Raw genomic sequence first — 13,290 nt, 5'->3', positions numbered from 1 at the left:
ATTTAACGAAAGCCCTGTTCACACGAACACTCTCGCGTAAACAAGGCTTTTTAATGTAGAGATGAACAGAGCCGATTTGGCTGACCAAGACCAGATTAGGTCTAAGTCAGCAACAAATATTGAGTGCTGTTTACAGGTAGGACCATTGGCCGTGGGTTAACGCGTAAACACATAAGCTCGCGTTGGTTACACTGTGCGCCAGAATGGCCGAGCTTAGATTGCCGCGTAATCTAACGACTGCGTAGAGCACACCAGCTGCGGTGCCTGCGATCCATTGATTGTGAATGGCACCAAAGGCGAGAGAAGAGATGACAATCGCGAACAAATTGATTTGCGGCGAGCGCTCATGTATTTCATGGGCCGCGACGCGACTGAGCAAATAGCCGCGGAACATTAATTCTTCAACAATAGGTGCTACTGCGATTGAGCCCAAGAAGCGAATCGCTAACCACACCAACATCATCGTCGTTGATTCTTCACCCAGGGCGGTTGCAAAAGTTTGGTTGTATTCCGTATCTTCTGGGATGAGCAGCACCCATACCAACGTAACCACCAATCCCAATGCCACCGATTCTAACCAGCGGCTCGGCGCTGTGAGTTCGAAGCGTTTCCAAAAATAGAGAATTGCCGCCATCGAGCCCAGGGCTTTTACTGGGTACAGCCAGTTGACCGTGCTTTCGTCAAAACCTGAGATTAGAGAACACAACAGAAAGACAATAAATGTGGAAATAATCGCTGTTGCAACGTAATCCGGTGCAAGGGCTTGCTCGGTTTGTTGTGCCGATTCTTCTTGTCGCTTCTTAATGAACGGGATTTTGTCGAACAGGTAAATGATGATCAAGGCCAACGCGATAAAGGTAAACCAACCCGCTTGGCTGTGAAAACCACCGATCGCGAAGTCACTGGAAATGTACTCGCCGATAAAAATAAGCAGGCAGATACGAATAACGTTAAAGAGCCAGCTTAATGCCACCGCGATTGGCAGCAAAATGAGTGCGATTGGGAATTTCAGTTGGGATCGGTACAAGTACAAATAGAGCATGGTAAAGCAAAAACCAAGGCCCATTCCTTCAATGCCAGAGCACTCAGATGAGATGTTGACGATGAAGTATTCCAATCCCAAATTTAGCGCTTCTGGATCGGTATAAACTTCGCCAAATACCGAAAACAAAATCACTTCTGAAAGCGCAAACGTGGGTTGAATGAATGACGGCCACAGGTTTTTCGCCAACAGCGATGTACTTGATACCACGGTTGCCAACAATACGCACAAGGCAATTGTCGACTTGTGTTGTGTCAGTCTGCTCAGCCAAGAATTCCAGTGATAAACAACCGCCAAAATAGACACAAATACCAGTGCGCCCAACACACACCAAGTTAAAAACACCAACCAAAATTCAGAGTCGATGACGGTACGTTCGGCGAATAAAAAGCTGGTTGCCCAAAAGAAAAAGGCAAACGCGGCAAGATTAAAGGCGAAGAATGCTCCCGCTGATTTTGTGGTTACAGGAGCGTAGCTCACAGGTTGTGCTACAGGCTCTGTTTGTTGAGTCAGTAAGACAACCAAATAAGCACCAAAGTAAGCACTTAACCAAACAATAACTAGGGATAAATTAGAAAAGAGGAATGCGGCTTGTGAGTCGACCAAGTTTTTCAGCGGTTGAGCATCAAAACTTACACTAATAATTAAAACTTCGACCAGGAGTAAGGCAATAGCTGCTATGCGAAGAGTCATGTGAAGGCGCCAAATTACTTTGAAATTACTGAGTTCAATCCATGAGGGCTAGAACCATACGGATCAAATGATTGTGATTCAAATGCTTTTACGTAAAAACTCAGATTCCTTAGGCCATAGTATCGCTGGGGCTCTAGGTTGTTAGACCAGGAAAACAGTCAGGCATAAAAAAAGCGAAGCTAGAGCTTCGCTTTTTTCTCGATCGAGCCAGAAAATTAAGCGTTAGTACGCTCAACCTGCAACTTACGACGACGACGCTCAGCACCTAACGCTAATGCGCTAAGAGCGATAGCCGCTGAAATAGGTGCAGCTGCTGCATTCAACTCTGGTACCGCTTTTGGATCGTCCTTAGGACCAGGCTTTTTACAGAAGTAGAAGAAATAACATTTTCTACCCTTACCTTTGCCTTTGCCCTTACCTTTTTTAGGCTTCCAGAAAAAATCGAAGAAGAAGCTTTGAGGTTCAGGAGATACAACAGTAAAGTCCGATAAATCGGTTAGAACAGAACTTACTGGATTAGAGTTCGCGAAAGCAGAAGAAGTAGCGCCTAATGCTAAAGCTAAAATGAGAGATTTAAGCAAGAATTTCATAGCGTTTCCCTTTGCGTTGATATTTACCGACCACAGACACCTTTTGATGAGACCGCATTTGTAGGCAACAAAAAGTGACCTTCCCACCAGAGCGTGGAACCGTGGTTAGATTTCCGTTGCAATACACAAAAATTGTAATCTCAAAATGAACATTTTGATCAATCTACATGCAGCTTTTGATATATCAAAAAAGCAACACAGTTGTTCAAAACGTGATTAAGATCACGCTTGCGATCTGTTGAGTATGATCTCAATCACAGAAAAAAGTGTCAATTGTCTGTCACGTAAAGATGGTTTAAGTACAACTCTTTTTACATTTATTCATTAAATAAATAAAAATCGCTTAGCAGATGCGGATTTACTAATAAACATATGTACGCAAATGCAGGTACTTTTGAATGAACAACTAAAATCTAACACGACGATTGCAATAGGAAATTGCGTTCGCGATAAAACTAATATCCTTAATAAGGACTACAAAAATGCGAAGCCGAAGCTTCACATTTTTTGACTTCGAAAACCTAAAATTAGCCGTTACGCTGAATTTTAAGCTTACGACGACGGCGTTCCGCACCTAGAGCAAGTGCACTAAGAGCGATAGCTGCAGAGATTGGTGCCGCTGCTGCATTTAACTCAGGTACTGGTTTTGGATCTTTGTTTGGGTATCTCTTCTTTCCTTCACACCGAGCAGGAAAAAGACTACAGAAAAGATCAGAGCCAGATGCGCTTTGAGGTTGAGGAGAGACAACAGTAAAATCAGAAAGTAAAGAACTGATTGGGTTTGAGTCCGCGAAAGCAGAAGATGTTGCGCCTAATGCTAAAGCTAAAACGAAAGATTTAAGCAAAAATTTCATAGCGTTTCCCTTTGCGTTGATTTATACCGACAGCAAACACTTTTTGACCAGACAAAAATTACAACGCAACAAAATAAACCCCTCAACATAACGCAAACCGTGGCTAAGTTATCTTTGAAGTGCACAAAAATTGTGATTCAAAAAACAACACATTGGGCGATATGTGTGCAAATCATGTTAAATACATTATTTACATCAGCACCCAAAAGCGTGATTTAGGTCACGTATACGATCTGTTAAGTATGATCTTAGTCGCGGTAAAAAGTGTCAATCAGTAGTTGCGTAAAGTTGATTTGAGTACAGCTGTTTTTACATTCGTCCATTAATAGATAACAAACTCCTTTACTAAGACATTTATAACATAAGAAGGGGTGTCTTTTGAATGCTTGTTATAGCTGTAGAAAATACTAGTTCCATTTGGTTATACAATTGCTAATGGAACTGCTATGGGATTACCGCGAGTAAGTGTGACCTAAATTGGCTCGTATTTGGTTCTTACACTACCTTTTTAATCGAATAAATCAATATATATTTGAATTTGTGTTCGGTATTGGTGATTACAAAAAGTACAAATGTCCTATTTTGGTGCTTTCAATTCGGCAAAGCGTGGAACCTAGGCCCTAAAGTGGCTGGTACACCACTTGCTAAATTCTGGCATTATTTATTGGGTAATTACCTGTATCGGTAAGGTGGCCATTGAATCGATGAAAAATTCAGCCCCAGATTAACAAGCGATCAGACATTATTTTGAAAAATCAAACAACAGCAGAACAGAAAATGAGCAGTGGGAATTTGGTTGTAGCTTGTCAGAACTACAACGAGAGGTTAATGGCGCTCAGTTTAATCAAACAAATTAGCCACTTGTGCCGTGCGATCCAACGTCATCGTGGTTTAGGGATGTCACTGATTGCCGGTTATGAAGAGTTCGAGGAAGAATTCTCAACTTTACAAAAACAAGTCACCCGTCGGATGCAAGTACTGCAAGCGTTCGCAGGACAATCAAACAACTTACTCGCGCCCGCACAATTGGAAAAATTAAGTGCCGCTTGGTCGACCATCGAGCGAGATTGGCAGGGTGACTCGGTGATGGAAAATTTCGAGTACCACTCCCATTTTATCGAGCAGTTACTTCAGCTCATGATGATTTTGGCTCGCTACCTAGAGCGACCTGTTGCCGTCCAATTTGCCGATGCCAATCAAGACGATGGAATCGTTTCACAGCTAGAACCTCGCAAACAAATGTTCAGTCAGGTGGGCCTGTTGGTGTTTGTTTGCAACCAATTGCCAGCGCTGGTGGAATTAGTCGCAAAGATTCGCGGTTTATCAACCTTGGCATCGAGCCGCGGCAGCCAGGATGAGTTGGAATCGAGCAAATTACGTTACTTTATCCAAGGCACCCGTGTGCAACATGAAAAAGTTCGCAATCAGGCGGATCGCTTATTAGAAGTCACTGATAACAACATTCAGTCGTTGCCGTTGATTAAAGCGTATGAATTCAAATTACTGTTTTTAATGACAACCGTTGAACGCGAAATCCTTGAATCAAAAGTCATTACCATGAACAGCCGACAACTGTTTGAATTAGCCACAGAGATTATTGATGTCTATTTAAAAGTGGTCGACGAAGGTTTGTCTTTGTTGGTTAATTGGCAAGAGCAATCGTTAGAGCACTGGTTTAAATACAGCTAAATAATACTGATAAAAATTGTATACAGTTTTGCGTTTTTGAATAGAGTATAAAACTGCCTCGATAACTTGGATCGGTCTGCCAAAATCCCTAAATATAAAACCTTATATTTAGGGAAAGTGAAATTTTGGATTTTGGTGTTTATTCGGTTGAAAAATCCACTCTATTACCCCTCCTTTCGTTAAAAGCTTGCACATCAATTCACCGCTTCTTGAAAACTTGATTTATCTAATTAAGCCCTGTCTGAATTGGAGGCTGGTTTGCGGCTTATGTATTTAAAAAATTGATTATTCAAAATTTGTAAATCTATAAAATCGTGTAAAAACAACTGATAGATTTGACGGTTTTGGTGAGCTAGTTCTCACTTTGTGTTAGATTTGTGCAGCTGATTTTTTTGGATTATATCAGTGGATACTTCAATCAAGTGCGGGAGGCACGACAATGTTACGTCTGGTAATTGTTGCTTTAATGATGGTTTTTGCTTCGGCACAAACGCAAGCGACTTCAGTCAGTTTCGGAAATTGGGTTTATAACACCAGTGATGAAATTGATTGGCAAGTTACTGTTGACGATACCACTAACGACGGATTTTATACTTTCAATATCGACATCGGTGACCAATCCCTTTTGGGTGATGTGATCGGTTTTGGTTTTGATTCCAGTGTAAATTACGGCACAAGTGGTTTAAACCTTGATCTTATCGAAAGTTATACTGATGGCGTTGGTGTAGGTCGATGTAATGGTGCGTGTAATTTTAACGGTACCGGAATATCGCCTGAATATACTTTCTCTATCGGTCGTTTAGGTCAGGATTTCGTTAGCAGTTTTTCTTTTGGTTTACCTTCATTTGGTGAACCTCTCACCGAAAGTACTTTTACATTAGCAGCTATTCGCGCATTGCAAGTAGGCGATGATCGTGAAGGCTCTGTAAAAGACTTTTCTACTTCTGGAACGGTAACCGCTGTTCCTGAGTTGAATGGTGACTGGGCAGTGATTGTTGCAGCGCTAATACTTAGTTGTTTAATGCTACAGCAAACTCGCCGAAAAGAAGTTATACGAGTCGCTTAAAATAAAAGCCGCTTTATGCGGCTTTTATTTTCACTGAATGCTCGGTGTTCCTTTAATCTGCAAGATATTCCTCAAACAAATTCCCAGTGCCGATGCGCCTAAAAACACCGCCGCGATAGGTGTTAACGAGCCATCGGCAAAATACGCGTAGACAAATCCAGAACCCGCTCCCCACAAAAATGAATTCGCTCCAATAAATGCAGTGGCTGTCGCTGCGTGATTGGGAAAGTATTCAATGGTCGAAACTGTGGCGTTTGATGAAATCAAACCCAACGCCGCGCAATAGGCCACGAGCAATGGGATGAACACCCACTGCGAAGGGCTTGGCGTTAAATAACAATAGAGAAAGATAACCACCGATACCGAAAATAAAGCAACTTGCCCCGCTGTTAGGAGTTGGTGTGGGTTGTAATAACTCAACAGGTGAACGTTCACTCGGTTAAAAGCGGCCAAAGTTGCAACGTTAATGGCAAAGAAAATGGGGAACACTTCTTTGGTGAAGCCAAAGTATTCAATAAAAATAAACGATGCTGTGGTGACGTAGGCAAACAATCCGGCGTAAGAGCAGCAATTGGCAAACACATACCCCATCGCATAGCGATTTTTAGCCACGTAGAGATATTTTTGTAACGCGTTTTCTTTTTTTATTGGCGTTGTCTGGCTTGGCAATCTTCGGGTTTCGGGCAGTTTTAGTGTTACCGTGATGAATATTCCCAGCGCGTAAACCAACAGAAAAACAAAAATAGCGTGCCAATTGGATACCGCTAAAATACTCGTGCCAATAATTGGCGCGATCAGCGGTGCGATCATCATAATTATGACCACTCTGCTTAAATTTCTGGCCGCTTCTCGGCCGCTGCTAACATCGCGAATGATTGCTGGAGGATTAACGCCAGTGAGTCCGCCACCAATGGCTTGAATGAATCTTGAAATCCAAAGGGTTTCGGGCGAGTTCGATAAAATAACCGCCACGGTTCCAACGCAAAATAACGTGAGCCCGATAAAAATCGATTTTCGTCGACCAATAGAATCGGAAATGGGTCCGCCGCACAGCTGGCCAATGGCGTAACCGACCAAGAAAAAGCTGATAGACAATTCAATGTAGTGGATGCTGGTATTAAATTCTTCAGCGATGGTGGGTAATGCTGGAAGATAGGCATCGATTGAAAAGGGCGTTAAAGCCACCGTTAATGCAAGCAGTAATATCGGGGCTTTTTGTACTGTTTGTTGTGCGTTCATCTAGATACTACTTAGCTGAAAAGCGTCAATGTAGGCTGCTGTTCGCTTTCTCAAAATAGAAAGCTAAAAGACACCTGAAATCGTCGTTTAATCAGAGAATTGGATTTGTTGTCTAACGGATTCCGCCACCGATGTCTGTCACCCATGAGGAATGGGCTAAACCCTGGTTACAACAACCGGGTGTTCGAGGGCGTTTGATTAGAGCGTATTACATTAATGATAGTACGCTCTAGGCTATCATACCTTTTGTACATTTGTTTGCTTTTGCCTTGGACAAATATCGACGGCCAAAAAGTAACCGTTGTGGGTTTGTCCGAAAATACAATCACAGGTTCCCACAAGAGAATCCTAATACTAAAACTGTTGGCGGGAACCTTGTATAGTAAGGGAAAACAAACGAAGAAAAGGAGTCATCTATGGAAAAAGTTTCAACCCCTGATATATGTGACGATCACGAAAGCAGTTTGAGAGTCCTAGATTCCATCTTCAATAATTACGGTGGAAATAAACAGTTTTTTGGTGAAGTGGTTACGGTTAAGTGCCATGAAGATAATTCACTCGTCAAAGAGCAAGCTAATCAGCCGGGTGAAGGCAAGGTATTGGTGGTTGATGGCGGCGGTTCACTTCGCAGAGCCTTGCTCGGCGATATGATTGCTGAGAAAGCCGTTGCCAATGGCTGGGCAGGTTTTGTGATCTTTGGTTGTATCCGAGATTGCGATGAAATTGCTGCGCTGAAGCTGGGTGTTAAAGCATTGAATACTATTCCGTTAAAAACGGATAAACGCGGCATTGGTGATTTAAACGTTGCGGTTACCTTTGCTGGCCACACCATTAATCCCGGTGATTGGATTTATTGTGATAACAACGGCATTGTTATTTCAGAAACTAAACTTCCTGAATAGAGGGTTTCTACCCGCTAGGATATACTTTGATTAACGCAGGTGTGCGTTAATCAAAGCAACAGAAATTTAACTTTCCATTATTTTTTTAACGTCACTTAACGCCAGTGCGTTGCCGCCTACGCCCCAGTGGCCGTCTTTAACTTCATCAATAGTAATCCAAGTAACATCACGTAGTTTTTCACTGGTAACTTCTGCCACTGCGTCAGTTACTTTGCTGATTAATTCTGATGCTTGCTCAGAAGTTAATTCGTCTTTAAAAACTTTAATATCAATGTAAGGCATGTCTTGCTCCTATGAACTTCTAGGTTTTTATTTGTTTTGTAGGCAGTTCTAATTAACGTCGAATTTTTTGTAATAAAAATAATTATTAACAAATGACGTAAATAAATAACGCAAATGTTTCAAAATTTTTACTGCGAATTAATTCTTGTTAAATGGGTTAGAGCTTCCTAATCCGTTGAGAAGATGTGTACTTAGATTAATTTTTTGTACGCGTGGGGAAGAGTAGCGGAAAATTAATGGCGCAATCAAGGCGATTAAATTGAGCGAAATACAACGTTAAATTTTTCTGAAATTCATACTTAATTCTGGTTTTTTTTCTGTTTTTTTTCTTTTTTTCATACTTACAGATGAATTTGTTGTTTTAGACATCACAAAATATTCTCAAAACTGAAAGATAACCGTTAAAAGATGTTATTAATGGTTATTGAATTTCTTCCGTTTATTATAAATTAATCTAAGAAAACTATTTAATAACCTACAAGTAGGACTACTAATGCGGCCCTAGCTTTATGTTTTTTGTTTATTAAAATTTTATCCATATTCGAATAGTGGTTATAAATTATGCTTTTTTAGCATTACTTTACAGCTCTGTGATGTTATTTAGTAATTTAAATGTATTAATGGAATGGCAGAATCGTCTAAAAATTAATACTTCATTACTAAGTGGTTATAACTTTTAGTTTGTTTCGGCTTAGGATTTGCAAGTTAACCGGTTAAATTTTGCTAGGAATCGTTCTTTTAATAATAAGTGGTTGTTGAGTATGAAAATGAACAAAAAACTGCTCGCCGGAGCACTCTTGGGGGCGTTAACACCGTCGGTGTTTGCGCAAGATTTATTGATAACGGCTGTGGTTGATGGCCCATTGTCAGGTGGTACTCCTAAAGCTGTTGAGCTATTGGCTTTGGAAGATATTGCGGATTTAAGTCAATATGGGATCGAAAGTGCGTCTAACGGCAATGCATCAGGTGGCGCGCCAGAATTTACTTTCCCAGTGATGTCAGTATCCGCGGGTGATTATCTTTATATCACCTCAACCTCCAATGGCGGCGTTGCTAACTTTAATGCTTTTTTTGGATTCGATGCTGATTTCGCTGATAACGTTGTTAACGTAAATGGTGATGATGCTTTTATTTTATATTTCAACGGCGCGGCTTCAGACGTATTTGGTGAAGTTGGTGTTGATGGAACCGGTACCTTTTGGGAATACCTAGATGGTTGGGCGGCACGTGATCCAAGTATCACTGCGCCAAATATTACGTTTACTCAGGCAGAGTGGAGTTTTAGCGGAACTAACGTTTTAGATAACGAAACTACTAACGCATCTGCTTCTACACCGGTACCTCTAGCTGGAACTGCGGTAGTCACTCCGCCAGACCCAATGCCTGCACCTGAGCCTCCTTTGGCATTAATTTCTGCTGTTCAAGGTAATCCAAGCACTTACGGTACAAATAATTTCGGCGAAACCGATGTCAGTCCAATGATTGGCGAGTTGGTGACTATCGAAGGTATCGTAGTTGGTGACTTCCAAGATGGCGATGCCGATGACAGCCGCAACCTACGTGGCTTCTACGTGATGGAAGAAACCGCTGACCAAGATGGCGACGCAACCTCTTCTGAAGGTATTTACGTTTTTGACGATTCTTTTGGCGTTGATGTAAATCTGGGGGATGTGGTTCGAGTTTCCGGTACCGTTGATCAGTTCTTCGGTGAAACTCAAATCGATACCGTAACCGCCGTCACTATTATTGCGCCGTGCGTTGCTGATCCTTTATCGATTGTTTCTCCGTTAGCGGTTGATGTCACTTTATTGGGCAATACTGCGGTAACATTAAATGGTAATGGTGCATTCCAGCCCGATTTAGAAGCCTTCGAAGGCATGTTGGTTAATTTCCCAGAAACCTTAACCATCAACGAACAATTCCAGCTAGATCGCTTTAATGAAATTCGCGTAACCGCGGGTGAACGTCCACGTCAATTTACTCAAGACAACACTCCTGATGTTGACGGCTTTGATGCTCACCTTCGCAGCATCGGTGCTCGTCAAATCGTTGTTGATGATGGCTTAAATAACCAAAACGAAAACGTGTCTGGTTTATTTGGTTTTACCTACAACGAAGCATCAGCGCCGCGCATGGGCGATACCATCACAGGTTTAACTGGTGTGTTGGATTATAAATTTGCCGGTAACGCGGCCTCGGGCGCAACTTGGCGTGTGCGTTCTCACGCTGACGGTTTAAATACTTTCACTTCAACAGCCAATACTGATTCATTAAACCCACGTCCGGCAACACCAGAAGACGTTGGCGGCAGCGTTAAAGTTGCTTCAATGAATGTATTAAATTTCTTCTCCACCATTGATGATGGCAATGCACAAACGGCCAACGGTTTCTCGCCTCGCGGTGCAGATGACCTAACACGTTTTGGTACTGATCCAGCCGACTTAGAATTTAATCGTCAGTTGGCAAAATTGGTTAATGCGGTTGTTGCTATCGATGCTGACATTGTTGGTTTAATCGAAATCGAAAACGAATTCGATACCGATGCAGAAATTGATACAGCAGTAGAAGTATTGGTTGATGCGGTTAACACAGCCATCGGTTCTGAGACTTACACTTTTGTGAATCCGGGCGTGCAGTTTGTTGGTGGTGATGCCATCGCCGTCGCTATGATTTATAAGCCAGCAATTGTTGATCTTGCCGATGGCAGTAACGTTGCCATGCTAGATGACACTATTGCTGCAACTCTCGATGGATTTACCGGCCGTGATTTTAGCGCCGATCCAATTTTCGAAGGCCCAGCGACTAACCGTGTTCCACTGGCGGCAACGTTTGAAGAAGTTGCAAGCGGTGATCAGTTTACCGTTGTGGTTAATCACTACAAATCAAAAGGCCAGTCTGGAATCAGTGATACCACCAGTCTCAACTTTGATCAAAATGACGGTGCCGCGTTCTGGAATCAGCGTCGTTTAGAAGCTTCACAAGCCATCGTAACTTGGTTGGCAACCAACCCAACGGGTGTTGACGATTCTGACGTGATCATCATGGGTGATTTAAACGCTTACGCTCAAGAAGAACCCGTTCAATTCTTGTTAGGCCAAGGTTTTGTTAACGTTGAAGGTCCAGACGCCAATTCGTTTGTATTTGCGGGTCAAACCGGTACTTTGGATTACATCCTGTTAAGCGATGAATTAAATGAAAAACTTAACGACGTAACCGTTTGGAACATCAACGCCGACGAAGCCGACGCATTAGATTACAACGCCGACTTCGGTAAAGATCTTTCTTACTTCGACGATAGCACGGCAACGCGTTATTCCGATCACGATCCTGTGATTGTTGGTTTAAACCTAGAAGCACCAAACCAAGCGCCTGTAGCCAACGCCGGAAATGCACAAACTGTTAATGAAGGCGATACCGTAAACCTAGACGCCAGTGCATCAACCGATGACGCCGCAATCAGCACGTTTGCTTGGACTCAAGTCAGCGGTGCTATGGTAACCCTAACCAATGCAGATACGGCGAACGCAAGCTTTGTCGCGCCTGAAGTTGATGTTGCTACTGACCTTGTGTTCCAGGTTATGGTGACAGACGAAGACGGTGCAACGGATTCGGCCATGGTGGCCGTTACGGTTAACGATGTTGTTAACCAAGCACCTGTTGCTAACGCTGGTGCAGACATCACCATTGGTGAAGGGGTAACGGTAGATCTAGATGCTTCTGCTTCAACAGATCCTGAAGGCGGAGAATTAACCTTTGCTTGGACGCAAATCAGTGGCGACTCGGTGAACCTAGTTGATGCAGATACCGCGACCCCAAGTTTTGGTGCACCGTTAGTTGACGGCACTGAAATGACATTGGTGTTCGAAGTTACCGTAACCGACGCCGAAGGTGCTTCTAGCACGGATCAAGTATCGGTAACCGTTGAAGAAGTCATTGAAATCAACGTAGATGATGACGATGACAATACCTTTGGTTGTTCTTTCGGTGGCCCGAACGCACCAATTGACCCAACCTTGCCATTACTTGCAGCATTAGCATTGATCTTCATTAACCGCAGAAAGCTTGCTAACCTACTGCGTTAATGACAAAAGATCTTTTACGTATTTCTGCTAAAGAAATAAAAACATTAAGGGCAGCCGTATGGGTTGCCCTTTTTGTATTGGCGCTTTGGTGTTTGATCAATCAGCAGTGGCCAAACCCTTCTCGCATTGATTCTGTGCGAACCCTTTTACTCGCCTGTATTTTTTACCCTGTGTGCGAAGAGATTATTTTTCGTGCTTTCTTACTCAAAGAAACCTTGAAAATAAAATCTCTTGCAGCACCAATCCTTTCTTGCAACTTATTCACAACCGGTATTCAACTTACTCCTGCCAATATTATCGTAAGCGCTATTTTTGCCGCAGCCCACGCCTGGTATTTTTCATCCGTAGGAGCCTTGGCGGTATTTTTCCCATCAATTATTTTTGGAATGTGTTTTGAGATAAGGGGAAGAGTACTACCCGCCATTATTATTCACGGACTTTATAATTTGATGGGATTGATGGCGCCTGCTTTTTATTGGGCGTAATTTTCCGTTAGTGAATTTTCATATCTGCTGAATTTTTTGATCACTTTTTCTTCGGTTCTTAAATAGCTCAAAATTAATCCGAGTTATTTCTCCAATTTTCTTACCTTCGCTTACACGGCTAATAAATTCTGGGTTGCTCGTGTGAGTAAAAATTGGCCTAAAAAATACCGCCGTTCTTAAAAGCTTAAACCTTGTAAAAGTCCATTAGGATATTTTTCTTCAATGGTGGCTTTTAAAATAATCTGAATACTGTCTATGTAATTGCGGCATTGTCATTCTGTTTGAAATGTATGCCTGAATGTAAAATTAATTTATTCGCTTACCGATTTAGGCGGAAAAAATAGGGTGGGTTGTTGTTTCCTATAA

Annotated in this window: 10 protein-coding genes; 5 read left to right on the top strand and 5 right to left on the bottom strand. The window is 42.3% G+C overall.

The genetic code is table 11. The annotated features are described in order from the left end of the window. Nucleotides 1-130: 130 nt before the first annotated feature. From xrtE to LU361_RS02690, 3 genes are all read right to left on the bottom strand, one after another. A complete protein-coding gene (gene xrtE, locus LU361_RS02700) occupies nucleotides 131-1,735 on the bottom strand; it encodes an exosortase E/protease, VPEID-CTERM system (RefSeq protein ID WP_233086772.1) in 1,605 nt (534 codons plus the stop codon). A gap of 215 nt (nucleotides 1,736-1,950) precedes the next feature. Next, nucleotides 1,951-2,325 (bottom strand): hypothetical protein, encoded by a 375-nt coding sequence (locus LU361_RS02695; RefSeq protein WP_233086771.1) that lies wholly within the window; start codon nucleotides 2,323-2,325, stop codon nucleotides 1,951-1,953. Between the two features lie 527 nt (nucleotides 2,326-2,852). Continuing rightward, nucleotides 2,853-3,179, bottom strand: coding sequence for a hypothetical protein (locus tag LU361_RS02690; RefSeq protein ID WP_233086770.1), 327 nt, complete (start codon nucleotides 3,177-3,179; stop codon nucleotides 2,853-2,855). 777 nt (nucleotides 3,180-3,956) lie between these two features. Between LU361_RS02690 and LU361_RS02685 the strand changes: the two genes are divergently transcribed. Together LU361_RS02685 and LU361_RS02680 are read left to right on the top strand one after the other, a co-directional pair. Beyond that, entirely contained in the window at nucleotides 3,957-4,868 is a 912-nt protein-coding gene (locus LU361_RS02685; protein WP_233086769.1) for a lytic murein transglycosylase, read from the top strand. Between the two features lie 439 nt (nucleotides 4,869-5,307). Further along, the gene (locus tag LU361_RS02680) at nucleotides 5,308-5,934 is read left to right on the top strand and encodes a hypothetical protein (protein ID WP_233086768.1); all 627 of its coding nucleotides are present in this window, start codon (nucleotides 5,308-5,310) and stop codon (nucleotides 5,932-5,934) included. A 30-nt stretch (nucleotides 5,935-5,964) separates the two neighbouring features. Here the strand turns inward: LU361_RS02680 and LU361_RS02675 are convergent, their stop codons facing one another. Then, entirely contained in the window at nucleotides 5,965-7,173 is a 1,209-nt protein-coding gene (locus LU361_RS02675) for a multidrug effflux MFS transporter (RefSeq protein ID WP_233086767.1), read from the bottom strand. Nucleotides 7,174-7,589: 416 nt separating this feature from the next. Between LU361_RS02675 and rraA the strand changes: the two genes are divergently transcribed. After that, entirely contained in the window at nucleotides 7,590-8,075 is a 486-nt protein-coding gene (gene rraA / locus LU361_RS02670; RefSeq protein WP_233086766.1) for a ribonuclease E activity regulator RraA, read from the top strand. Between the two features lie 66 nt (nucleotides 8,076-8,141). Here the strand turns inward: rraA and LU361_RS02665 are convergent, their stop codons facing one another. Beyond that, the gene (locus tag LU361_RS02665; RefSeq protein ID WP_233086765.1) at nucleotides 8,142-8,357 is read right to left on the bottom strand and encodes a tautomerase family protein; all 216 of its coding nucleotides are present in this window, start codon (nucleotides 8,355-8,357) and stop codon (nucleotides 8,142-8,144) included. Nucleotides 8,358-9,118: 761 nt separating this feature from the next. Here LU361_RS02665 and LU361_RS02660 point away from each other — a divergent pair. Further along, nucleotides 9,119-12,439, top strand: coding sequence for an ExeM/NucH family extracellular endonuclease (locus LU361_RS02660; protein ID WP_233086764.1), 3,321 nt, complete (start codon nucleotides 9,119-9,121; stop codon nucleotides 12,437-12,439). Beyond that, on the top strand, nucleotides 12,439-12,924 hold the full coding sequence (locus LU361_RS02655) for a JDVT-CTERM system glutamic-type intramembrane protease (protein ID WP_233086763.1): 486 nt from the start codon (nucleotides 12,439-12,441) through the stop codon (nucleotides 12,922-12,924). The genes LU361_RS02660 and LU361_RS02655 overlap by 1 nt, the downstream gene beginning before the upstream one ends. The last annotated feature ends 366 nt before the right edge of the window (nucleotides 12,925-13,290 follow it).

The sequence above is a fragment of the Sessilibacter corallicola genome, assembly GCF_021290925.1.
Taxonomy (GTDB): Bacteria; Pseudomonadota; Gammaproteobacteria; order Pseudomonadales; family Cellvibrionaceae; genus Sessilibacter; species Sessilibacter corallicola.
Note: the sequence above shows the minus strand (reverse complement) of the source record. Positions and strands in the feature narration are given on the sequence as shown.